This is a genomic window from Paraburkholderia sp. MM5482-R2 (genome assembly GCF_050436125.1).
Classification (GTDB): Bacteria; Pseudomonadota; Gammaproteobacteria; order Burkholderiales; family Burkholderiaceae; genus Paraburkholderia; species Paraburkholderia tuberum.
In genome coordinates, this window is sequence record NZ_JBNDLP010000002.1 from 861,526 (window position 1) to 883,792 (window position 22,267).

Below are 22,267 nucleotides of genomic sequence, written 5' to 3' on the forward strand. Positions count from 1 at the left end.
CGCATAGGCGGCCCCCGCTATTGACGTCGCCGTTCATGCGGCGACGCACGACCACAGGAAACGATGTCCTCTTGGAAAGCAGAGCAGCGATCAACTACCCTGCGGGGCGCAGACCCCGCATTCTCGTCGTCGAAGATGACGAGCGTGTGAGGCTCGAAGTGTCCACCGCGCTCGAGGACTACAACTTCGCGGTGGAAAGCGTGCCGAGCGGCCATGCCGGCCTGTTGCGCGCGCTCAACGGCGATTTCGACGCAGTCGTGCTCGACCGGATGCTGCCCGACGTGGATGGTCTGTCGATCCTCTCCACGCTGCGCAACGTCGGCAAAGAGACCCCGGTGCTGATACTGAGCGCGCTTTCGGCGGTCGACGAACGCGTACGCGGCCTGCGCGCCGGCGGCGATGATTACCTGACCAAACCATTCGACAGTCTCGAGCTGACCGCGCGCCTCAATGCGCTGCTGCGCCGCCGCTCTTCTTCGGAGCAACCGCTGGTGCTGAGCGTCGGCGATCTCGTGCTCGATATTGGCACGCGCCAGGTCAGCCGGGCGGGCGAGTCGATCGAGTTGAAGCCCCGCGAGTACCAGTTGCTCAGATACCTGATGCTGCATACGGAGCAGCCTGTGACGCGCGCGATGCTGTTCGAGTCGGTCTGGAATTACCGCTTCAATGCGCAGACCAACGTGATCGATATGCATATCGGTCACCTGCGCCGCAAGATCAGTCTGAACGGACGGTTTTCGCTGATGATCCACACGGTTCGAAATGTCGGCTATGTCCTCCGTGCCGGCGAATAGGCGCTGGCTGCGCCTGCCGGCGAACAACGTCACATGGCTGCTGATGGTGTTCATCAGTTGCGCGGTCGTGCTGTTCGCGATGCTCTACTGGATGATGCACACGTATCTGCTGCACGAGGTCGATGAACGGCTGCGCGGAGAAGTGGCCGAGTTCAGCTCGATCGGCCGCGCCGAGGCGATCGCCAATATCGCGGCGCTGAGCCGGCGCGACATCGCGAGCAGCCGGCCCTATGGCGTGTTCGACGAAGAAGGCCGCTGGCTCGCCGGCAATATCCATGCGTTGCCGGCCGAGCGCGAGCGCCGGCCGTACTACTACACGCAAGCAATGGACGACGGGCCGCCGTCGCTGGCCAGTCATTTTCGCGGCATCATCGTGCCGACGCGTAGCGGTCTGCGGGTGGTCATCGGTCACTCGATCGACGAGATCATTCATTTCGACCATACGCTCGTGAAGATCCTGTGCCTCGGGCTCATGCTGACGATTCTGCTTGCCGTCGGCTGCGGCGCCGCGCTTCACGCGATGTCGAACCGGCGTATCCGCTCGATGAGTCTGACGGCGCGCGAGATCATGGCGGGTCAACTGAACCGGCGTCTGTCGAATCGCGGCACGCATCACGATCTCGACCGTCTGGCGGAAATCGTCAACCTGATGCTCGATGAAATCGAGCGGCTGGTGGCCGAAGTGCGCGGCGTGTGCGCGGGCATCGCGCACGATCTGCGCACGCCGATGACGCATCTGCGCGCGGGCCTCGAACGCGCGCGGCGGCGCTCGCATACCGTCGACGACTACACGAGCGCCGTCGACACCGCGATCGCGCAATCGGACGTCGTGCTGAACCGTTTCACCGCGCTATTGAGGATCGCGGAGGTCGAAGCGGATGTCAGACGCGCGAGCTTCTGCGACGTGTCGCTGGACACCATCCTGCGCGACGTCGCGGAGTTGTACGAGCCGGTCGCGGAGAACCGTCGTTTGTCGGTCGCGGTGCTTGCGTCCGAACCAGTTTTCGCGCGCGGCGACGTGGATCTGCTGTTCGGCGCTATCGAGAATCTGCTCGATAACGCGCTGAAGTTTACGCCCGGTGGCGGCGCGGTGACGCTGCAAGCAACGCTTGAAGCGGGAAGGCCCGTCGTGCAGGTCGCGGATACTGGACCCGGAATCGAGGCAGGTGAGCGCGATGCAGTCCTGCGTCCGTTCTATCGCAGCAGAAACGGGCAGGAGGCGGCGACTTCGGGGCATGGCGTCGGCTTGAGTCTCGTGGCCGCGATCGCGCGGGTGCACGAGGCCGTCGTGGAGATTCACGACAACACGCCAGGCTGCAGGATCGTGTTGCGGTTCAATGCGGGACTGCCGGCGCGTTGAGGCGAGACGGCGATTGCTCGCGACGGATTTTACGTTGGAGCGTGCAAGAAAAAACGACCTGCCGGATGGCAGGTCGTTTCTTTTGAATCTACTAACCCGCTCAGGACTTCGGCACGAGTGCGACGCCGCGCAGCGCCTGGCCATACGGCGCGGTCTGCATCACGGTGAAGCCCTTCGCCGAGCTCACCGTCGAACCGTTGATGCTCACGGTGATCTTGACGAGCTGGTTCGAGTCGGCGCCCGCATCGAACGCGGTGCCGAGGCTGTTGCCGATCGTCGAGGTCACCGCGTAGATCGTGAACGAACCGTCGCTGTTGACCTGGCCCGTGATGTTGCGCAAGCCGTCAGGCGTCGTCGTATAGCTCGCGCCCTTCGTACCGTACGCGCCGGTCGTGTCCGTCACCGTGTAGGCCGTGCCGAGGTTCAGGCCGGTCGTCAGGTTGGCGAGCGGCTTCCACGTGCCGTTCTGGTTCTGATAGACCCACAGGCCGCCGCTGCCGCTCACCTGGTCGCCCGGCGTGCTGTCGCCTTCGTCAGCGACGAACATGATCGACGGATTCGACGCGGGGATCCACATGCCGAACGGATAGACCGTGCCGGTCACCTGGCTAGGCGACGTGAGCGCCGTCAGGTTGGTCGCGAGGGCCGTCGGGAAACCAGGCACGATCGTCGTCGCGGCGTTTTGCGGCAACTTGCCGCCATTGGCGAGCGCGCCGGTCGCGCCGACCTGGTACACGGTGTTCACGCCATTGCTGCCGCTGCCCTTGGAGACATACATCGTGCCGTCCGGGCCGACGAACAGGCCGCGGTAGTTGGCGTCCTTGCCGGTTTTGTCGGCGGCCGTCGCGGGCGTGGTCGGCAGGCTCGCGATCGAGAAGCCGAACTGGTCGCCCGTCGAGCTACCGCCCGTGATCGAACCCATCGACGCCAGCGAGCACGCCGTTCCAGCCGGTGCGACCGCGTATGTGCCGGTGCCCGTGCCGGACTGGAATGCGCCGATCACTTGCGTGAACGCGCATTGGCTGCCCGGAGCGATGCTTTGCACGCCGGTGTTCATCGTCAGCATGTCGAGCTGGGCCGTCGTCGGCTTCGGATTCTTGCCCGAATTGCCGGCATTGCCGACGATGTAGTACATGCCGTTGGCGAGCACGGCCGCGCGGCTGTTGTTGCCGGCGTATGCGTTGGTGTTCGTGAACGACAGGCTGTTATCGGCGAAATTCAGCTGCGCGACGGTACGGTAGGTAGGCGTTGCGATGTCGGTATTCGTCGTGTCGACCACGCCTGGCGTATTCGTGTTTGAGATATCGAGCTGGTCGATCGACGCGTTGTAGCCGGTGAAGGTCAGCGATTTCTGATCCAGCGACACGTTCAGCGCGAGCTCCGACTTCGAGGCGAAGCTGGTGGCGAAATTCACGTTGCTTTTCGCGGCCAGCGCGGTGATGTCCAGCGTTTGCGACGGGCTCGTCGCGTTCGGTGCCCACTGGTCCAGATACGCTTCCGACGTCACGCCGAAGTTGGCGTCGTTCGAATCGTTGGTGAATACGTTCGGAAAGCCGCCGGGCGTGACGGCCGTCACGGGCGACGTATTGGTGGTCGTGGGCGTCGCGTTATAAGGCAGCGTGCCGCTCACGACGTACGCCGGATCATAGGCCGTGCGCGAGATCAGCAGGTTGCCAGCCGTGTAGTTGCTGGCGGAAGTCGAGGGCGTCGTCGTCGTGGCCGGGGTGCTGCTCGTGGTGCCTTGCGGCGCGCTCGTGCTCGACGGGTTTTGGGTGCTGCCGCCGCAGCCGTAGATGGCGGAGATCAGAACCGCGATCGGAAGCGCCTTCAGGGTGGTTTGCATTCTGTGTGTTTGAGTAGGGTGGGTGAAATTTTTTGAAAGTTGCAGCCGGTATTGCAAGTCGCGAGGCTACAAACCACCCGTGGCACAAACATGAATCGAAAATTACTAAAAAGATAAGAATGCGCTGGCGCGTTGGCGCGAGTCGTTGCGGGATGCCTGGTGTTTTTTGGCGGCGTTGGAGGGCGGAGGGCAGTGCCTGAACGGAAGGCTACGTTGAGGCGGACGGGAAGAGGCGGCTCGCTTGCCGCACGCGTACCTGTTTGCACACGCGGGCAAAGGAAAAAGAAAAGGGCCGACATGCTTTCGCATGTCAGCCCTCGAATCTTTTGGTAGGCCGTACGGGATTCGAACCTGTGACCAACGGATTAAAAGTCCGCTGCTCTACCAGCTGAGCTAACGACCCAAAAGAGAAGCGAAATTATATCGGCGCACCCATGCCCTGTCAACTCGGCAAGACCGTCGCCCAAAATGAAAAGCCCGGGCATCACTACCCGGGCTTTCCAGCGAGAGGCGCGCGTGGCTATCACTTCGGACACTGCGCGTTACCGCCAACTACATCAAAACGTGATCAATCCGACACCACGATCTACTTGATCTGCGACAGCTTGTTCTGCGCCGACTGCGCGACGTCCGAGCCGGCGTATTGCGCGACGATCTGCTCGAGCGTCTTTTTCGCCGCGGCCTTCTGGCCTTGTTCGAGCTGATTGTTCGCGATCGCGAGCAGCGCTTCCGGTGCACGCGGATGCTGCGGATAGTTCTTCACGACACCTTGCCAGACAGTCGTCGAACCCTTGTAGTCGCGCAGTGCATACAGCGCGTTGCCGAGCCAGTATTGCGCGGTCGGCTGATAGGGGCTGTTCGGATATTTGGAGATGAAGCTGCGGAACGATGCCGCCGCGTTCTTGAAGTCGCCGCTGCGGAATTGCTGTGAAGCCGCGTTGAACGCATCGGTTTCACCCGGCTGCACCTCGCCCTGGACGCCGTCCACCGTCTGTTGCTGCGGCTCGAATTTCTTCAGGCGCGTGTCGAGATCGGTGTAGTAGTCCTTCTGCTGCTTTTGCAGCGTCGTGAGCTGGTTCGCCATGTCCTCGTTCTGTCCGCGCAGCGTCGCGACCTGCTGGTTGAGCTGGTCGAGACGGTTGGACTGATCGAGGATCGTGCGTTGCGCCGCCGATAGCTGGCTCGACAGACTATCGGTCTTCGAGCGCAGATCGAGAATGGCCTGGCGGGCCTGATCGTCGTCGAACATGCCCGCATGGGCGGGCACGGCCGTGAGGGCCGTGCCTGCGACGCAGGCCGCTGCGGCAAACCGCAGCCAGGAGAAACGATGCGTCATTCGGCTCACCACCCGTTGACTTACTGTTGATACGCGAGGTCGGCGCGGCGGTTCTGTGCCCACGACGCTTCGTCATGACCCGTTGCCAGCGGCTTTTCCTTGCCGAGGCTCACGGCCTCCATTTGCGAATCCGACACGCCCATCAGCGACAGCGAACGACGCACGGCTTCAGCACGCTTCTGGCCGAGTGCGAGGTTGTATTCGCTGGTGCCGCGCTCGTCGGTGTTGCCCTGGATCAGCACGTGACGCTGCGGGTGGCTCTTCAGATATTGCGCGTGTTGTTGCAGCAGCGGTTGATAGTCATCCTTCACCGAGTAGCTGTCGAAGTCGAAGTAGATGCTGCGCTTCGCGAGCGGGCTGTTCGGATCGTTCAGCGGGTCGACGTTGACCGTCGCGACGTCGTTCGGGTTCGGTTGGGCCGAGCCCGCGCCCTTGTTGGCGTTTTCGTCGAGCTTGACGCCCGAGTGACATGCGGCCAGTGCACCGACCATCACGACGGCGAATGCGAAACGAAGTTTGGACATCATTTGATTACTCTCCTTGTGTTATTGCATCAACGTTATTGCATAAACGGGCCCCAGGACGGCTCGCGTACGCTGCCCCCCTGAACGGACAGGACCTGCCGAGTGCGACCGTCGGTCGATACTGCGGCCAACACGCCACGGCCGTTCACCTGAGTGGCGTAAAGAATGTACTGACCGTTCGCCGCGAAGCTCGGCGATTCGTCATGTGTCGTGTCCGTCAGGCCCGTGGCGGATCCGCCTTGCAGGTCCTGGATGTACAGCTTGAATGCACCGCCGACGCGCGAGATGTAGGCAAGCTCCTTGCCGTCAGGACTCACACGCGGGCTGGTGTTGTAGCTGCCCGTAAACGTGACGCGTTGCGCGCCGCCCGCGCTTTCACCTTGCGCCGGCATCTTGTAGATCTGCGGTGCGCCGCCGCGGTCGCTCGTGAAATAGATCCACTGACCGTCAGGAGAGTAGGTCGGCTCGGTGTCGATCGAGCTGCCTTGCGTCAGACGACGCAGACCGCTGCCGTCCGCGTTGACCGCGAAAATCTGCGTATTGCCGGTACGCGACAGCGCGACGGCGAGCGTGCGGCCATCCGGCGACCACGCCGGCGCACTGTTGTTGCCCTTCTGGTCCGATACGACGACGCGCCGGCCCGTGGGCAGGTCGTGGATATAGACGATCGGCTTCTTCTTCTCGAACGACACGTAAGCGACCTTGGTGCCGTCGGGCGACCAGGCCGGCGAGATGATCGGCTCGGGGCTCGACAGCGCGATGTGCGCGTCCTGACCGTCCGAATCCGAGATCTGCAGCTGGTAGCGGTTGCCCGACTTGATCACATACGACAGGCGCGTGGCGAACACGCCGCGATTGCCCATCAGCTTGGCGTAAATGTAGTCCGCGACCTTGTGCGCGCTCATGCGCAGACCGCTTTCCGGGCTCACCAGCACGAGGCCGCCGAGGCTTTCGCCCTTGACCGTGTCGTACAGCTTGAAGCGCACTTCGTACTGGCCGTTCGGCAGGCGGTTCACGCTGCCCGCGACGAACGCGTTGGCGCCCTTCGCCTTCCATGCGCCGAGGTCGACGGAATCGGTCTCGGACACCGGCGTCGAGCCTGCGTCGATATTCGTGAATTTGCCGCTGCGTTGCAGATCCTGACGCACGATCGTGCTGACCTGCTGCGGGGAGTTCGCTTCATTGGCGAAATTCGCCGTTGCGATCGGAAACTGAGTGGATCCGACGCCCGTCACGAGGACGTTGAGTTGTGCGTTGGCGGCGCCGCCGACGGCGATCAGGCACGTTGCCACGAGTGTTCGCAGGCCTAGCTTGGTCATCAAACTCATGCTGTATGGGTTCCTCAAAACGGTTTTACTTAATACTCGAAGTCAGCAGACAGACCGGAAAACGGCTATTTCGTTCCCGCGCAACGCCGCGCCGGGTGGGGCGCGGCGTTGGCCGCTGGTCGGCTGTCAGCCTGCACATCAAGCCGCCGGACGCAGCGTGATAGTGAAGTAGTCCGGCGTCTTGCCATTGACGTCCCGAGGCATCGGATCGGAGGCTTTCACCGCCCGCAACGCGGCGGCGTCCCACGCGGCGTTGCCGCTGCTGTGGGTAATGTTTGCGCTCAGCTGATTGCCGTCCGGCGAACAACGCACGGCGATCACGGTCTCGAGACCTTCCGTTTCGCCGCCCCAGTTCACATGCTGAAGCACCAGCCGTCGTACCTTGTCCGCGTAACCCGGCGATGCCGCCGTGCCGCCCGAGCCGCTACCCGTTCCGCTCTTGCCCAGTCCGTTGCTGCTCGAACTGCTGCCGCCCACGCCGCCAGCCAGACCCTGCATCTGCGCAAGCCGCGCGCGACGTTCGTTGTCGAGCTGCTTTTTCGCCTGCGCGGCCGCATCGGCTTGCGCCTTGGCCTTCGCCGCTTTCTCCGCCTCAGCCTTCTTCTGCGCTTCTGTCTGAGCCTGCTTTTGCTGCTGCTCCTGCTGTTCTTTCAGTTGCTGTTGCTTCTGCTGCTCGGCGAGCTGCTGTTGCTTGAGCTTCTCGGCCTGCTGCTGTTGCTGCTGTTGCGCCTGCTGCTGCTTGAGCTTCGCGGCCTTCTGCGCCGCGAGTTGGGCCGCCTGTTCGGCCGCCAGCTGTTGCTGCCGCTTCGCTTCCGCTTCCTGCTGCTCTTTCAGCTTCAGCTGGCGCTGCTGTTCGGCCAGTTGGGCCGCGCGAGCCGCTTCCTGCTGCTGACGCTTCTTTTCCTGCAGCGCGATGTCGGCCTGTTCGTCGCGCACGGGCGGAGCAGGGGCGACCGGCGTGGGCGGCGGCGTGACGACGGGACGCGGAATCGCCGAATCCGGCACCTCTGTCCACAGTTCCGCCTGCTCGCCCTCGGGCGTGCTGTTCTGCCATTGGATGCCGCGATACAGGAAGAATCCGAGCAGCGCATGCATCACCAGCGCGAACAGAAAAGCTCGCCCGGTGCCGCGTTCACGCGGCGGCTGAAGCGGGTATTCGGAGTTCTTGCGGATCATTGCGATTTGACGAGCAATCCGACGCGCTTGACGCCCCGAGCCTTCAGATCGGACATCACGTTCATCACGACTTCGTATTTCACGGTTTTGTCGGCGGCGATCACGACGGGCTGATCGGGGTGCGATTGTGCCCGATCGGCGATGAAACCGTTGAGGCCAGCCTTCGTCATGTCTTCCTGCTGCTGCGCGCCGGAGTCGTCCTTGTACTTGACGCTCATATTGCCGTCCGCGCGGATGTTGACGATGACGGGCGGCGTCTGCTGTTGGGGCGCCGCGCCGCCGACGGTCGGCAGATTGACGATCGACGGCGCGACGAGCGGCGCCGTGACCATGAAGATCACTAGCAGCACGAGCATCACGTCGATGTACGGCACGACGTTGATGTCGGCCATTGCGCGACGCGAGCGCGAGCCGCGCATGCTGGAGGAACGGGAGCCTGCCATCATGGCCTCCTCAGTGTGCCTGGCGCTGCAGGATGTTCGAGAACTCTTCGATGAAGGTTTCGAAACGGATCGCCAGACGGTCGATGTCGTGCGCGTAGCGGTTGTAGGCGACCACGGCCGGAATTGCGGCGAACAGGCCGATCGCGGTGGCGGTCAGGGCCTCGGCGATGCCCGGCGCGACGTTCGCGAGCGTGGCCTGCTGCACGTTGGCGAGGCCGCGGAACGCATTCATGATCCCCCACACCGTGCCGAACAGACCGATATATGGGCTGACCGAACCGACCGACGCGAGGAACGCCAGATTCGCTTCGAGAACGTCCATTTCGCGTTGGAACGCCGCGCGCATCGCGCGCCGGGCGCCGTCGAGAATCGCGCCCGAATCGTTCAGGCGCTTCTCTTTGCCCTTCAGGAATTCCCGCATGCCGGACTCGAAAATCCGCTCGAGCGCGCCGATCCTGTGACGGTTGTTCGCGGCGCTCTGATACAGCGCCTGCAGGTCGCCGCCCGACCAGAAATCACGCTCGAAGCGTTCAGTTTGCGCGCGCGCCCGGCGAATCGCAAACCACTTGCGGAAGATGAAAGTCCAGGAGAGTAGCGACAGCAACAGCAGCAGAGCCATGACGGCCTGGGCCAGCAGGCTCGCGTTGAGTACGAGTGAAACGATCGACAGATCTTGTGTAGTGTTCATAAAGGTTCGTTTTAACGTCCCGGGAAGGGGGCGTCCGGCTGCAAGGTCGCTTCAAGCTTGCCGTGGGCAAAACGGAAGCTTCGGCGATATCGAAGCCGAACCATGCTTTGTGTTACCTGACCGGTATGAGTTCACTGGCCCCGTAACAACGAGGCTCAGGGATCGTCCGTTGACATGCCGCCGTCGTTCAGTCAGCGCTCTCGCTAGTGCCCGGCCCGTGCCGCAGCGCGGCGAGAACCGACGGCGGGATCGCGGCTGGCCGCAGCGTCGCGCGGTCCACACAGCCAATCCGGACCGAACCGGTGGCAAGCAGCGTGCCTTCGCGCCATGCTTCCTGCACGAAGTCTACCGAAGCTCGGCCAAGACGCTCGATCCGGCTGATAATTTTCACGATGTCGTCGAGTCTGGCCGGAGCCCGGTAATCGACCGCGGTACTGCGCACGATGAAAATCGTGTCGTTTTCTTCCGCAAGCCGGTGCCTGGTCGACGCCGCACGCGCGCAGCCATTCGGTGCGAGCGCGTTCGAAAAACTTCAGGTAATTGGCGTAAAACACGATGCCGCCGGCGTCGGTATCTTCGTAGTACACGCGGATGGGCCACGTATAGCCGATTTCCGTGCCTGGCTGGCTGGTCGACATATTCATGCGGCGCATTCTACCGGAACGCACAACCCGGGGTCTGTTTCGAAGTGTGAGTTGCTTGTGGCGGGCGTCGGCGGCGATGGGAGCCGGCTTTGCCGGCCGCCCGCCTTCAAACTCAGCCGCGATGCACGGACAGACCGGCGAACGACTGCGCGACCGGCATCAGCTCGATCGTGTTGATGTTGACGTGGGCTGGGCGCGTGGCGATCCAGTAGATGGAATCGGCGATGTCTTCGGCCGTCAGCGGCTGCACGTTTTCGTAGACCTTGGCGGCCTTGTCGTCGTCGCCGCGATATCGCACGTTCGAGAATTCGGTGCCGCCGCACAGACCCGGCTCGATGTCGGTCACGCGCAGCGCGGTGCCGGCGAGGTCGGCGCGCAGGTTCAGGCTGAACTGGCGCACGAACGCCTTGGTCGCGCCGTACACGTTGCCGCCCGCGTACGGCCAGCGGCCCGCCACCGAACCCAGATTGAAGATATGCCCGCGGTTGCGCTCGACCATGCCGGGCAACAGCGCATGCGTGACCTGCGCGAGGCCCGTGCAATTGGTCTCGATCATGGTGTTCCATTCATCGAGGCTTGCCTTGTGAGCCGGCTCGGTGCCGAGCGCGAGGCCGGCGTTGTTGACGAGCACGTCGATCGCGGCGAAGTCCGCCGGCAGCGAGGCGGGCACGGCTTCGACGGCGGCGCGATCGCGCACGTCGAGTTCGTACGGCAGCAGCGCGTCGCCGAGCTCGTCGGCGAGTGCTTGCAGACGGTCCTTGCGGCGTGCAGTGGCGACGACACGATGGCCGCCCTTGACGAACGAGCGGGCGATGGCGGCGCCGAATCCGGCCGACGCTCCTGTGACAAACACGATCATTGCAGTTCCCTGGTCGGTAAGAGACAAAGGCCCAAAGCCTACTTCCAATGGCACGCTGCGGCAAGGATGCACGAGCCGGATCGGCGGCTGCCGCGGCGGCGCGCAACGGGTGCGCGGCGCGACCGGCGCGCTTTCCTCAGATGGTTGCGCAGCGGGGCCGCCAAACCGTCCGGAGGCCCCGCCAGCGGCCGCCGGAGCACCCGCAAGCCGGTTGCCTATTCGGGCCTCTTCCAATACACTAACGCGCTCGACCCTGCGTGACTGGCGATAGAACCGAGTCGTCCGACTCAGCCGATTCAACCAATCGGGTTCAAGGTGGAACAACCCACCGTGAAGCGCAGGGTGCCGTTTTGCCGTTCGCCTGGGCAGCCGTGAACCGCGCGCATTAATCTGCGCTGACGGTGGCTGGCTCGCCTCGCGTGTGCGGCGACTCTCCATTCGCCACGTCAGGGCAAGCCTCGCCGCCCAAAGCGCTGCGTACCCCGCTGTGTACCCTCTACGCAGGATTCGGCGCACGATCCGGTCAACCTGAAAACACTCAACGGAACCCGTATGTTTGACAGAGCCCAAAGCACCATCGCCAACGTCGATCCTGAACTCTGGAAGGTCATCGAGCAGGAAAACCGCCGTCAGGAAGAGCACATCGAACTGATCGCGTCGGAAAACTACACGAGCCCGGCCGTGATGGCCGCGCAAGGCTCGCAACTCACGAACAAGTACGCCGAAGGGTATCCGGGCAAGCGCTATTACGGCGGCTGTGAATACGTCGACGTTGCCGAGCAGCTGGCGATCGACCGCGTGAAGCAGCTGTTCGGCGCCGAAGCCGCGAACGTGCAGCCGAACTCGGGCTCGCAGGCGAACCAGGGCGTGTTCTTCGCGATGCTCAAGCCGGGCGACACGATCATGGGCATGAGCCTCGCGCACGGCGGCCACCTCACGCACGGCTCGCCGGTCAACATGTCGGGCAAGTGGTTCAACGTGGTCAGCTACGGCTTGAACGAAGCCGAAGACATCGACTACGACGCCGCCGAGAAGCTCGCGCAAGAACACAAGCCGAAGCTGATCGTAGCGGGCGCGTCCGCGTTCGCGCTGCGCATCGATTTCGAACGCATGTCGAAGATCGCGAAGTCGGTCGGCGCGTACTTCATGGTCGACGTGGCGCACTACGCCGGTCTCGTCGCCGCGGGCGTTTATCCGAACCCGGTGCCGCACGCCGATTTCGTCACCACCACCACGCACAAGAGCCTGCGCGGCCCGCGCGGCGGCGTGATCCTGATGAAGGCCGAGTTCGAGAAGCCGATCAACTCGGCGATTTTCCCGGGCATCCAGGGCGGTCCGTTGATGCACGTGATCGCCGCGAAGGCCGTCGCGTTCAAGGAAGCGCTTTCGCCGGAATTCAAGGCGTATCAGCAGCAGGTCGTCGAGAACGCGCGTGTGCTTGCTGAAACGCTGGTCAAGCGCGGTCTGCGCATCGTGTCGGGTCGCACCGAAAGCCACGTGATGCTGGTCGACCTGCGCGCGAAGAAGATCACCGGCAAGGCTGCGGAAGCGGCACTCGGCGCGGCACACATCACGGTCAACAAGAACGCGATCCCGAACGATCCGGAAAAGCCGTTCGTGACCTCGGGTATCCGCCTCGGTTCTCCGGCCATGACCACGCGCGGCTTCGGCGTGAAGGAAGCCGAGCAGGTCGGCAACCTGATCGCCGACGTGCTGGACAACCCGGAAGATGCCGCGACGATCGAGCGCGTGAAGGTTCAGGTCGCCGATCTGACCAAGCGCTTTCCGGTCTACGGCTAAACCATGCATTGCCCCTTCTGCCGCCATGCCGATACGCAAGTCGTCGACTCGCGCGTATCCGAAGACGGCGCGACGATCCGCCGGCGCCGCCGCTGCCCGGCCTGCGACAAGCGTTTCACGACGTATGAGCGGGTCGAGCTGGCGTTGCCGTCGGTCGTCAAGAAGGACGGCACGCGCACGGAATTCGATCGCCGCAAGATCGTCGCGAGCATGCAACTGGCGCTGCGCAAGCGCCCGGTTGCGGTGGACGCGATCGAAGCGGCTGTCGCCCGTATCGAGTATCAGCTGCTCGGCAGCGGCGAGCGCGAGGTGCGTAGCGAGCGCCTCGGCGAACTCGTGATGAACGAGTTGCGCGCGCTCGACACGATCGCTTACGTCCGTTTCGCTTCCGTGTACCGGCGCTTCGAAGACGTCTCCGAATTCGAGGACGTGATCGAGGAATTCCGCCGCGCCTCTTCCCCGCCCAAGCCTTCCCGCAAGCGCTGAGCGCACGCGTGTCGCAGCTGAGCTGCGGTCATTCGCATCCATCGCCTCGCGCATTTCGCGCTTTTTTTCACGCATCGCTTCTCCCGCCTCCGTGATCGATCGTCACGTGCATTGTTGCGCGCGCTAACGTCTGAATGCCACCTGGCCATTCGGACGATGGTCGGCGCGCTCGCAAATCGCTAGATTGGCTGCATCCGTTCGTAACGCTCAGGGATGCAGATGAAATTCCAGGGGATTTGCCGGCCATCGCGCGCCGGTTTCACACTCGTCGAAACGCTGGCGGTGATAGCTCTCGTGATGCTGATGGCCGTGATGGCGGTGCCGTCGTTCGCCGCATGGCATATGCGCGATCAGGTCGACGCGCGCACGAAGGCGCTGCTGTCCACGTTCGCCTACGCGCGCAGCGAGGCGCTGCGGCGCGGTGCGCGCATCACGGTGTGCCGCGTCGATGCAGCGCGCGTCTGTCTCGCGTCGGGCCAAGCCTGCGCCGGCGGCATCGCCGACTGGGCCTGCGGCTGGGCCGTATTCGCCGAACGTGGCGGCAAGCCGTCGTTGTTGCGCGCGCAGCCGGCGCTCGCGGCGGTGAGCATCGCCGGCGTGCAGACGGATATGACGTTCACGCCGCCGGCTGGGCAACTGATCGGCGCGTTTCGAAGTTTTGATATCGCGCCGCGAAGCCCATCGAAATCGATGCAGGGGAACTCGTGGCGGCGCTGCATCAGTGTCGCTGCAGGAGGTCGCGCGCGGATCTCGGAGGGCGCGTGCGGAGCGACGTCATGAGACAGCCCGCATTCAAGACCGATTTGCGTGTGCACGCATCGAGATGGAATGGCAGCTCGTTGATCGAGGTGATGCTGGCGGTCGCGTTGGTCGCGGTGAGCGCGCTGGGTTTGATCGCGGTTCAGGTGTGGATCGCACGCGAAGCGCGCGCGATGACGCTGCGCGAGAGCGCCGCGTGGATAGCCGACTCGATTGCCGAAGCGACGCGCACGCCTTCCACGGGCGATGTCGCGCTCAATCAATGGCGCACCTGGGCGAGCGTTCTGCTGCCGCACGGCGACGCATCGATTGGCGAGAGCGGCGCGGTCGCGGCGGCGCGCGTGACGTGGGCGTCCGTGCGGGACCGGCCCGCTTTGGGCGATGCGAGCGCCCAGCCGGCGGAGCCTTGCGGCGACGTCGATGCACCGGCTGGATCGTCGTGTGTCGCGTTGGCGTTCGCGAAATGAAGCGGCCGCATTGCCCACTCGGTCATACGCTAATCGAATTCCTGATCGCGATGGCGCTCGGGTTGCTCGTGATCGCGGGCGCCGTGTCCCTTTACACGGCGCAGCGCAACGCGTTCGTGCAGGCGAGCAACGCGACCCGAATCCGCGAAGCGGGCTTGACCGCGCTGATGCTGATCGGCCAGCAATTGCAGATGGCCGGCTTCGTCCCTGCCAATGTCATTGGCTACAACGCGGCGCCTGCGCTATTCGGCTGCTCGGGCGGTCGTCCGACCGGCGCCGACGACAGCCTCGCTTGCACCACCTTGAGCACCGGCTCGGATGGCGTCGCGATCCGTTACGTCGCAGACGTCGTATCGACATGGCCATCGTCGAGCGGTCAGGTCACCGACTGTGTCGGACAGGCCGTCAAAAGCAGCGACGCGGTCCTTGGCGATGAGGGCGCGCCGGTGGTCAATCGCTACTTCGCCAACGTCAGCGGCTCGACCGGCGAGCCGGAGCTTTACTGCGTGGGCAGCGGCAACGCGGGGTCCGCGCAGCCGCTGATCGAAGGCGTCGAGCGCGTGCGGTTGCGCTACTGGCTGGACGGCGCGGCGGATGCGGTGAATGCGTCGGCCGTGGCGGCGGATCAATGGGCGAACGTCGTTGCGGTCGATGTCTGCGTGCTGGTGCGCGGCGCGCCGCAAGGACAGCGTTCGAAGTACATCGACTGCGATGGCGTGAGTACACTCGGTACCGACCTGCGGCCTCGACAGGTGTTTTCCCGCCGCGTTGCGCTGCGTAATCGCGCGGAGGCGTCGTCGTGATGGATCGCGGCACAGCAACGCAACGCGGCCGCGCGTACGACATATGCGGCGGGCCAGGCGGAACAGCGAAACACTTAGGTCGGCGAAATTGTCAGGGCGGTGCCCGACGGGCGCATCAACGCGGCGTCGTGCTAGCCATCGTGCTGTTGATCTCGGCCATGATGCTCGCCACGTCCGCGATATGGTTCGAAACATCGCTCGCGGCCGCTCGCGCGGCGACCAATGTGCGCGACTATCTGCAGGCTTTCCACGCGGCGGATTCGGCGCTGACCTGGTGCGAGCGCAACGTGCTATCGGCAAGTGGCGACGCGCGCGATGCACCGCTCACGTCCGGCGAGCCGACTCAATGGAGGCTTGAAACCGCTTTCGACGCAGGCGCCATCACGCCTGTGGCGCAATGGCCGGGATCATCGCGCGCGCCGCAATGCCTGATCGAGCCTTGGCGTCTCGCGAGTCGACCCAACGCCAGCGCTTATCTGCTGACCGCGCGCGGCTTCGGGCGGAGCAGCGAGTCGCAGGTCTGGTTGCAGATGGAGGTCGTGACCGAAGATGGCGCGATCGAACGTCATTGGCGGCGCGTTGCAGCAAGACCATTCTGAGGAACGCACCGACTGGACACGTATGAAAAGGCCGAACACATCCGCATTCACGCTGCTCGAACTCGTGATCGCGCTCGCGATTGCCGCCACGCTCGCCGCGTTTGCGATCCCTTCGTACCGCAGCCACATTGCGCGCACGCATCGCATCGATGCGGCGTCGGCGTTATATCGGGCTGCGCAATTCGTCGAGGCCGCGGCGAGCGATGGCGTGCCGGCCTTGCCACCGGGTATCGATCAGGCGCCGCAGTTCGGCGCCCCGGTGTATCGAGTGCGCGTGCTGCCCGCGGACGACACGAACGGCGGCTATTCGATCGAAGCGGCGCCCGCGGAAGCGGGCGCGATGCGCGACGACCCGTGCGGCACGTTCACGCTAGATGCGACGGGTCAGCGAGGCAATAGAAACGATGCGAGCGGCGCGACGCCCACGAGCAGCGAATGCTGGAATACCAGTTAGCGGGTGATTGAAGTCCGACACACGCAACCTTGCGAGCGGGAGGTCCGATAGATTGCTGCCACTCGCAGTGGCCACGACCTCAATAGCCGCTTCGTAACGAATCGTCCTGCGCAGCCGGCGACTGCGCCGTAGCGGAAGCCGCCGCGGCCGCCCGTGCCGCCGCCGACTCGTTCTTCATCTGTTGCCAGATCCGGAACGCTTCCCACGCGCCGAGCGCAAGGCTGCCCCACTTGAGCACGGGCTTAGCGCTCGCGACGACCCTCGCGCGCAGCGGTTTGGCGAGCAACAGCGAAGCGATCGAGCTGATGAACGGGTACTGCTTGAGCAACGCGCCGATCGTGCCCGCGTTGAGCACGCTCGCCTTTGGCCCTTTACCGACGCGCACGCCGCCAAAGCCGGGGATCACGAACCTGAGCCAGCTGAAATGCGCGACGGCCTGGCGCAGTTCGAAGGTGGCCTGTGCAAGCTCGACGCGCTCGACGTCCGCGCGCACGAGCAGCAATTCCTTGCGCAGCGCCCGCAGATGCGGCGCGCTCAGGTCCTTCGACGGATGGCGCTTGTTACGAAAGGCGGTATCAGGACGGGAAGGGCTCATGGCGTGTCGGCGGCAGTGAGGGTGAGGCGATGGATCGGATGCAGACGAACTTTCCCATCAGTCGCGGCTGCGAAACGCTTCGCGATCCTTTTCGAACTCCGCGATGGTCGCTTCGAATATCATCGGCGCGTTGCGCAAACCGCTGCGCGCCTTCAGCGCACAGGCGAGCCCGGCAATCGCGTAGACCGCGGTGATGCCGGCAAGCGCCTGCCATCGGTAGGTGTCCCAGAAGGCAATGGCGACGAGTGCGGTCAACGCGATCAAGGCCATCGTGGCGAGCATCGTCGCGGCAAGACCGAGAAACAGCACGCCGAGCAGGCGGTCTTTTTCCTCGGCGAGTTCGATGCCCACCAGTTCGAGCCGCGTCTGCAGGATCGCAAACACGGAACTGAGAATACGGCGCAACGGGCTGCGTTCTGCGCGCTGCGAGTGTGTTTCGGTCGTCATGGCTGTGGGCGTTGCGCGTGAGGGCCTGGCCGGCGCGTGCGCGCCAGCAGAAGGGGACCGGCGAGGCTCGCGCCGGTCCGCCCGTGTCGCCGGTGCGCCGGACATGCCTGCTCCGGCGGCCTCACCGGCCTTTACTTGCGATTGATCAGCAGACCGACCACCACGCCGATGCCCGCGGCGATGCCGATCGACGCCCACGGATGCTCGTGCACGTAGTCGTCGGTGGCGCGGGCGGCCTTCTTGCCTTTTTCGACGACCACGACCTGAACGTCGGCTGCCTTTTCTTTCGCCTGCTTCAGGCGCGTCAGCGCGGTTTCGCGCAGTTCCGACGCGCGTTCGCCGGTAGCGCTCGCGGCCTGTTTCAGCAGGTCTTCAGCGTCCGCGAGGACGGTTTTGATATCCGACATCAATCTCTCCTTGTTGACTTCCGACATTGACAGCTCCCTTTGTCTCACGCTACGCGTAAATCGTAACCAAAGAAACGGTCGCTGGCGAGCATAGTGCCGGTTGCATGCCGCCGCTGCACGATTCGTTCCCGCCAGCGCGTGGCGTCAAGACACCCGTTTGAGGGCACTCTGCTCCAGACCGGTATCTGGATTGAGTTGATCTGTCCCGCAAAGTTTCCGTCAAACGGGAGAAAATTACAAAAACACATAAAGTACTGACGCGATGTTGGTTCGCCATGTACCACCGCGGCCTTATGCTTTATCGTGACTGGCCGCCGCGGGCACACGCCCGCGACCTTATCCGGATACCTTCCGAATACCTACAGGAGATGCACTATGAGTCTACGTCTTGGCGACATTGCGCCGGATTTCGAACAGGAGTCGAGCATTGGCCGCATCAGGTTTCACGAGTGGCTCGGCAATAGCTGGGGCGTGCTGTTCTCGCATCCGGCCGACTTCACGCCGGTCTGCACGACCGAGCTGGGCCTGACCGCGAAGCTCGCGGGCGAGTTCGAAAAGCGCAACGTGAAGACGATCGCGTTGTCGGTCGACAGCGCGGAGTCGCACAAGGAGTGGATCAAGGACATCAACGAGACGCAGGCTGCCAACGTCGGTTTTCCGATTCTCGCGGACGGCGATCGCAAGGTCTCCGGGCTGTACGACATGATTCACCCGAACGCGAACGAAACGTTCACGGTGCGCTCGCTGTTCGTCATCGATCCGAACCGGAAGGTGCGTCTGATCATCACGTACCCGGCGAGCACCGGCCGCAACTTCGACGAAGTGCTGCGCGTGATCGATTCGCTGCAACTGACCGACAGTCACTCGGTCGCGACGCCGGGCAACTGGCAGCAGGGCGATGACGTCGTGATCGTGCCGTCGCTGAAGGACGAGGAAGTCATCAAGCAGAAATTCCCGAAGGGCTACAAGGCGTTGCGTCCGTACCTGCGCCTGACGCCGCAGCCGAACCGGTAAGCGGCGCGGCATGAACCAAAAAGCCGGTTCGAAGGAACCGGCTTTTTTGCATTATCGATACACCAGCATCGGAATCAGAAGAACGCCTGAATACCGGTCTGCGCACGGCCGAGGATCAGCGCGTGAACGTCGTGGGTGCCTTCGTAGGTGTTGACGACCTCGAGGTTCACCAGATGACGCGCGACGCCGAACTCGTCCGAAATGCCGTTGCCGCCGAGCATGTCGCGCGCGAGGCGGGCGATGTCGAGCGCTTTGCCGCACGAATTGCGCTTCATGATCGAGGTGATTTCGACCGCGGCCGTGCCTTCGTCCTTCATGCGGCCGAGGCGCAGTACGCCTTGCAGCCCGAGCGTGATTTCGGTCTGCATGTCGGCGAGCTTCTTCTGGATCAGTTGGTTCGCGGCGAGCGGCCGGCCAAATTGCTTGCGATCGAGCACGTACTGACGCGCGATGTGCCAGCACGCTTCAGCCGCGCCGAGCGCGCCCCAGGCGATGCCGTAGCGCGCCGAGTTCAGACACGTGAACGGACCGCGCAGGCCGCTGACACCCGGCATGATGTTCTCTTCCGGCACGAACGCTTCGTCGAGCACGATTTCGCCGGTGATCGACGCTCGCAGACCCACCTTGCCGTGGATCGCCGGTGCCGACAGACCCTTCCAGCCCTTCTCGAGAATGAAGCCGCGGATGTTGTCATTGCCGTCTTCCTCGAGCTTCGCCCATACGACGAAGACGTCCGCGATCGGCGAATTGGTGATCCACATCTTCGAGCCCGACAACGAGTAGCCGCCATCGACCTTCTTCGCGCGCGTGACCATGCTGCCCGGATCGGAGCCGTGGTTCGGCTCGGTCAGGCCGAAGCAGCCGATCCACTCGCCGCGCGCGAGCTTCGGCAGATATTTTTCCTTCTGCGCGTCCGAGCCGAATTCGTAGATCGGCACCATCACCAGTGACGACTGCACCGACATCATCGAGCGATAGCCGGAGTCGACGCGTTCCACTTCACGCGCGATCAGCCCGTACGCGACATAGTTCAGACCGGGGCCCCCGTACTGTTCGGGAATCGTCGGACCGAGCAGGCCAAGCTCGCCCATTTCGCGAAAGATCCCGATATCGGTCTTTTCGTGGCGGAACGCCTCCAGCACGCGCGGCAGCAGCTTGTCCTGCGAGTAAGCCGCAGCGGCATCGCGCACCATACGTTCGTCTTCGGTGAGCTGCTGATCCAGCAGCAACGGGTCTTCCCAGTGAAACTGCGCGGCTACGGCCATGACGTATCTCCTGATTTCTCGCTCAGAACCCGCTTGACTAGAGTTCCGCTTTGCGAAACAATGTTTTGCAAATGACGCCCGAGTGTATCACCCTATGACGCCGCCATCCACTTTCTCCGCTTCGCTCGACGAACGCAAATTCGTCGTCGCCCTTGCTCGCGGGCTGGACCTGTTGCGCGCGTTCCGGCCAGGCGAGACGATGCTCGGCAATCGAGATTTCGTCGAACGCACGGGTTTGCCGAAGGCAACCGTGAACCGGCTCGCCTACACGCTGACCGTGCTCGGCTATCTGCGGCTGGACGAAAGACACGGCAAATATGCGCTCGACGCGGGCGTGCTGTCGCTCGGTTTCGCGCTGCTGTCGGGCACCGACATGCTCGAACTGGCACGCCCGCACCTGCGCAGCCTGGCGCGCGAGGTCGGCGCGGCGGTCTCGCTCGGGTGCCGGGACGGGCTCGACATGGTGTATCTGGAGACGATTCGCAGCGAAACCGCATTGACGCTCGGCCTGGCATCCGGCTCGAAACTGTCGATGCTGACGAGCTCGATGGGCCGCGCCTATCTCGCCGTGCAGCCGCCCGACGCGCGTACCGCGTTACTCGCGGAACTGAAAAAAGCGGCTGGCAGAGTGGGGGCGATGCTCGTCGCCGAAGCCGAACAGGAGATCGCCGCGTTCGCGACCGAGCGATGCTGCTACTCGTTTCGTGCGTGGCATGACGACGTGAACGCAGTCGCGGTGCCGTTTCGCGAGCCGCGCGAAAAGCGCTGGCTCGTGCTCAGCTGCAGCGGGCCTGCGTCGTCGATGGGGGAGGAAGTGTTTCGCGAGAATGTCGCGCCGCGCCTGAAGGCGCTCGCGGCGCGGCTGGGGGAGCCGGGCTGAGGTAATGCCGGGGCGCCCCGGCTAACCGGGCCCCCACCGTGTCACGCCGCCCGGTCGTGATAATGCGCGTTGAATAATGGCCCTTGCACGAACCGCACGTCGTACTGCTGTAGCGCGGAGAATTGCGCCTCATCCATCACGCGATTGAAAATCAGCGGCACCCGCAGCCGGCCCGCGTAGCCGACGAGCGGCTTCACGGTCGCGTCGCGCAATGCGGCCGCCGCATCCATCTTGATGAAGTCGAGCCGCGCGGTTTCGGATACCGACAGGATCTGCCCCGCGTTCGACAGATTGCCCGCCACCTTGAACCCATAGTGCTGATAGCTGCGCGTCAGATAGCCCAGGAACGTCTTGTGTGCGACCGCCGCCGCCGGCAACTCGATCACGATGCGCGTCGGACTCAAATTGAACGAGGTCAGCACGCTCGAAAAATGCCGGCCGTGGTCGTACTTCACGCTCTTCAACAGCCTCTCGTGCACCCGCAAAAACAGCAACCCATGCCGCTGCGGGCCGAAGAAGTTGATTGCGTGCAGCGCGCGCGACATGCGGTCTAGCGCGACCAGTTGCTGATCGTCGGCGATGTTGTCGAACGGATCGAACACCTCGAATGGCGGCGCGTCGAGCCGGTGCGTGACCGCCTGAAAGCCGAGCTCATCACCGAAGCGGTCGACCCCTTCCGCGCCGCATGACAGCGACTGCGCAAGCCCGTGCACGCTGATGTCGAAGATCGGCTCGTAGGCACTCGTGAGCTCGATGCCATCGAAATGTGCGAGCGCGATGCCGGCGTGCCCGCCTTGTCCCATTGCCAGATGCTCGCCGAGAAACGGGTGATGAGCGGCGCGGGCGATCAGATCGGGGATGGTCGGCGAAATCATGAAGGCAAATGAAAGGCGACGATGAACGCGCACCGGGCGCGTGGCAGCGCGACGCGATGGCCGCATTCACTGATGGTAGCAGTACGCGCCCTGCGCAGATTAACAAAATGCTCATATCGTTATTGGCCTCACGCTTATCGGCCGGGGCTGAGCGCGGAATGACGAGGTTCGCCGGCGTGTTTCCAAGGGTATACGTTAGTTTCACTATTCATAATTCGTTTTACTATTCGTAAAACACAATTTTAGCCAGCCTGAGGGGACGACCCAATGCTGATCGCGTTGAACTGGTCGAATGCCGCGCTGTTTCATGCGGCGGCGCTGCCGGTGCTGTGCTCGGCGCTGCTGGTGGTCGTGCTCGCCGGTGCGACGCGGCAACCCAGCCGCGCGGCCGAAGCGGAGCCGGCCTGAGCCTGACTGCAAA

General features: G+C 63.7%; 25 protein-coding genes, 1 tRNA gene, 1 pseudogene and 1 riboswitch. Of the genes and pseudogenes, 12 read left to right on the plus strand and 15 right to left on the minus strand.

All coding sequences use genetic code 11. The features are described from left to right. Nucleotides 1-71: 71 nt before the first annotated feature. Together OKW37_RS07000 and OKW37_RS07005 are read left to right on the plus strand one after the other, a co-directional pair. Nucleotides 72-794: a response regulator transcription factor gene (locus OKW37_RS07000; protein WP_429407349.1), complete on the plus strand. Its 723-nt coding sequence runs from the start codon at nucleotides 72-74 to the stop codon at nucleotides 792-794. After that, nucleotides 772-2,154 carry a sensor histidine kinase gene (locus OKW37_RS07005; RefSeq protein WP_429407347.1) on the plus strand — a complete coding sequence of 461 codons (1,383 nt, stop codon included), beginning with the start codon at nucleotides 772-774 and terminating at the stop codon, nucleotides 2,152-2,154. Before OKW37_RS07000 ends, OKW37_RS07005 begins: the two co-directional genes overlap by 23 nt. 100 nt (nucleotides 2,155-2,254) lie before the next feature. Here OKW37_RS07005 and OKW37_RS07010 read toward each other — a convergent pair whose 3' ends face one another. The 10 genes and pseudogenes from OKW37_RS07010 to ydfG all read right to left on the minus strand — a co-directional run bounded on the left by OKW37_RS07010 (nucleotide 2,255) and on the right by ydfG (nucleotide 10,995). Continuing rightward, nucleotides 2,255-3,997, minus strand: coding sequence for a hypothetical protein (locus OKW37_RS07010; protein WP_429407345.1), 1,743 nt, complete (start codon nucleotides 3,995-3,997; stop codon nucleotides 2,255-2,257). A 327-nt stretch (nucleotides 3,998-4,324) separates the two neighbouring features. Further along, a tRNA-Lys gene (locus OKW37_RS07015) sits at nucleotides 4,325-4,400 on the minus strand. A gap of 183 nt (nucleotides 4,401-4,583) precedes the next feature. Further along, nucleotides 4,584-5,333, minus strand: a complete 750-nt coding sequence (gene ybgF, locus OKW37_RS07020; protein ID WP_184034372.1) for a tol-pal system protein YbgF — start codon at nucleotides 5,331-5,333, stop codon at nucleotides 4,584-4,586. Nucleotides 5,334-5,353: 20 nt separating this feature from the next. Next, a complete protein-coding gene (gene pal / locus OKW37_RS07025) occupies nucleotides 5,354-5,860 on the minus strand; it encodes a peptidoglycan-associated lipoprotein Pal (protein ID WP_018419502.1) in 507 nt (168 codons plus the stop codon). Between the two features lie 32 nt (nucleotides 5,861-5,892). Next, nucleotides 5,893-7,185 (minus strand): Tol-Pal system beta propeller repeat protein TolB, encoded by a 1,293-nt coding sequence (gene tolB, locus OKW37_RS07030; RefSeq protein ID WP_429407343.1) that lies wholly within the window; start codon nucleotides 7,183-7,185, stop codon nucleotides 5,893-5,895. A 138-nt stretch (nucleotides 7,186-7,323) separates the two neighbouring features. After that, nucleotides 7,324-8,361: a cell envelope integrity protein TolA gene (tolA, locus tag OKW37_RS07035; RefSeq protein ID WP_184062256.1), complete on the minus strand. Its 1,038-nt coding sequence runs from the start codon at nucleotides 8,359-8,361 to the stop codon at nucleotides 7,324-7,326. Next, on the minus strand, nucleotides 8,358-8,804 hold the full coding sequence (gene tolR, locus OKW37_RS07040; RefSeq protein ID WP_184062426.1) for a protein TolR: 447 nt from the start codon (nucleotides 8,802-8,804) through the stop codon (nucleotides 8,358-8,360). Before tolR ends, tolA begins: the two co-directional genes overlap by 4 nt. 10 nt (nucleotides 8,805-8,814) lie before the next feature. Next, nucleotides 8,815-9,492, minus strand: coding sequence for a protein TolQ (tolQ, locus tag OKW37_RS07045; protein WP_090803171.1), 678 nt, complete (start codon nucleotides 9,490-9,492; stop codon nucleotides 8,815-8,817). A gap of 187 nt (nucleotides 9,493-9,679) precedes the next feature. Further along, nucleotides 9,680-10,145 (minus strand): annotated as a pseudogene (ybgC, locus tag OKW37_RS07050) (tol-pal system-associated acyl-CoA thioesterase). A 103-nt stretch (nucleotides 10,146-10,248) separates the two neighbouring features. Then, nucleotides 10,249-10,995, minus strand: coding sequence for a bifunctional NADP-dependent 3-hydroxy acid dehydrogenase/3-hydroxypropionate dehydrogenase YdfG (gene ydfG, locus OKW37_RS07055; RefSeq protein ID WP_090803174.1), 747 nt, complete (start codon nucleotides 10,993-10,995; stop codon nucleotides 10,249-10,251). 247 nt (nucleotides 10,996-11,242) lie between these two features. Then, nucleotides 11,243-11,369: riboswitch (ZMP/ZTP riboswitch) on the plus strand. A gap of 178 nt (nucleotides 11,370-11,547) precedes the next feature. Here ydfG and glyA point away from each other — a divergent pair. From glyA to OKW37_RS07090, 7 genes are all read left to right on the plus strand, one after another. Continuing rightward, on the plus strand, nucleotides 11,548-12,795 hold the full coding sequence (gene glyA / locus OKW37_RS07060; RefSeq protein WP_429407340.1) for a serine hydroxymethyltransferase: 1,248 nt from the start codon (nucleotides 11,548-11,550) through the stop codon (nucleotides 12,793-12,795). A 3-nt stretch (nucleotides 12,796-12,798) separates the two neighbouring features. After that, on the plus strand, nucleotides 12,799-13,281 hold the full coding sequence (gene nrdR / locus OKW37_RS07065; protein ID WP_008919734.1) for a transcriptional regulator NrdR: 483 nt from the start codon (nucleotides 12,799-12,801) through the stop codon (nucleotides 13,279-13,281). Between the two features lie 213 nt (nucleotides 13,282-13,494). Next, entirely contained in the window at nucleotides 13,495-14,061 is a 567-nt protein-coding gene (locus tag OKW37_RS07070; protein ID WP_429407338.1) for a GspH/FimT family pseudopilin, read from the plus strand. Then, on the plus strand, nucleotides 14,058-14,507 hold the full coding sequence (locus OKW37_RS07075; protein ID WP_429407336.1) for a type IV pilus modification PilV family protein: 450 nt from the start codon (nucleotides 14,058-14,060) through the stop codon (nucleotides 14,505-14,507). Before OKW37_RS07070 ends, OKW37_RS07075 begins: the two co-directional genes overlap by 4 nt. Then, on the plus strand, nucleotides 14,504-15,310 hold the full coding sequence (locus OKW37_RS07080; RefSeq protein WP_429407334.1) for a PilW family protein: 807 nt from the start codon (nucleotides 14,504-14,506) through the stop codon (nucleotides 15,308-15,310). The genes OKW37_RS07075 and OKW37_RS07080 overlap by 4 nt, the downstream gene beginning before the upstream one ends. 128 nt (nucleotides 15,311-15,438) lie before the next feature. Next, complete coding sequence (locus tag OKW37_RS07085; RefSeq protein ID WP_429407332.1) at nucleotides 15,439-15,909, plus strand: pilus assembly PilX family protein; 471 nt, start codon at nucleotides 15,439-15,441, stop codon at nucleotides 15,907-15,909. A gap of 22 nt (nucleotides 15,910-15,931) precedes the next feature. Beyond that, nucleotides 15,932-16,363: a type IV pilin protein gene (locus OKW37_RS07090; RefSeq protein WP_429407330.1), complete on the plus strand. Its 432-nt coding sequence runs from the start codon at nucleotides 15,932-15,934 to the stop codon at nucleotides 16,361-16,363. Nucleotides 16,364-16,442: 79 nt separating this feature from the next. Here the strand turns inward: OKW37_RS07090 and OKW37_RS07095 are convergent, their stop codons facing one another. From OKW37_RS07095 to OKW37_RS07105, 3 genes are all read right to left on the minus strand, one after another. Beyond that, the gene (locus OKW37_RS07095) at nucleotides 16,443-16,958 is read right to left on the minus strand and encodes a DUF3318 domain-containing protein (protein WP_184034343.1); all 516 of its coding nucleotides are present in this window, start codon (nucleotides 16,956-16,958) and stop codon (nucleotides 16,443-16,445) included. Nucleotides 16,959-17,015: 57 nt separating this feature from the next. Continuing rightward, nucleotides 17,016-17,405: a phage holin family protein gene (locus OKW37_RS07100; RefSeq protein WP_429356644.1), complete on the minus strand. Its 390-nt coding sequence runs from the start codon at nucleotides 17,403-17,405 to the stop codon at nucleotides 17,016-17,018. Nucleotides 17,406-17,536: 131 nt separating this feature from the next. Next, entirely contained in the window at nucleotides 17,537-17,839 is a 303-nt protein-coding gene (locus tag OKW37_RS07105) for a DUF883 family protein (RefSeq protein ID WP_026225611.1), read from the minus strand. 348 nt (nucleotides 17,840-18,187) lie between these two features. Here OKW37_RS07105 and OKW37_RS07110 point away from each other — a divergent pair, with 348 nt between their 5' ends. Next, entirely contained in the window at nucleotides 18,188-18,826 is a 639-nt protein-coding gene (locus tag OKW37_RS07110) for a peroxiredoxin (protein WP_429356645.1), read from the plus strand. A 74-nt stretch (nucleotides 18,827-18,900) separates the two neighbouring features. Here OKW37_RS07110 and OKW37_RS07115 read toward each other — a convergent pair whose 3' ends face one another. Beyond that, nucleotides 18,901-20,091, minus strand: a complete 1,191-nt coding sequence (locus OKW37_RS07115; protein WP_429407327.1) for an acyl-CoA dehydrogenase — start codon at nucleotides 20,089-20,091, stop codon at nucleotides 18,901-18,903. A 94-nt stretch (nucleotides 20,092-20,185) separates the two neighbouring features. On the opposite strand from OKW37_RS07115, the gene OKW37_RS07120 reads away from it, so the two are divergent. Beyond that, a complete protein-coding gene (locus OKW37_RS07120) occupies nucleotides 20,186-20,971 on the plus strand; it encodes an IclR family transcriptional regulator (protein ID WP_429407325.1) in 786 nt (261 codons plus the stop codon). A gap of 41 nt (nucleotides 20,972-21,012) precedes the next feature. Here the strand turns inward: OKW37_RS07120 and OKW37_RS07125 are convergent, their stop codons facing one another. After that, nucleotides 21,013-21,846, minus strand: a complete 834-nt coding sequence (locus OKW37_RS07125) for an EAL domain-containing protein (protein ID WP_184062236.1) — start codon at nucleotides 21,844-21,846, stop codon at nucleotides 21,013-21,015. Nucleotides 21,847-22,113: 267 nt separating this feature from the next. Here OKW37_RS07125 and OKW37_RS07130 point away from each other — a divergent pair, with 267 nt between their 5' ends. After that, nucleotides 22,114-22,254, plus strand: a complete 141-nt coding sequence (locus OKW37_RS07130) for a hypothetical protein (RefSeq protein ID WP_184062434.1) — start codon at nucleotides 22,114-22,116, stop codon at nucleotides 22,252-22,254. Nucleotides 22,255-22,267: the final 13 nt, after the last annotated feature.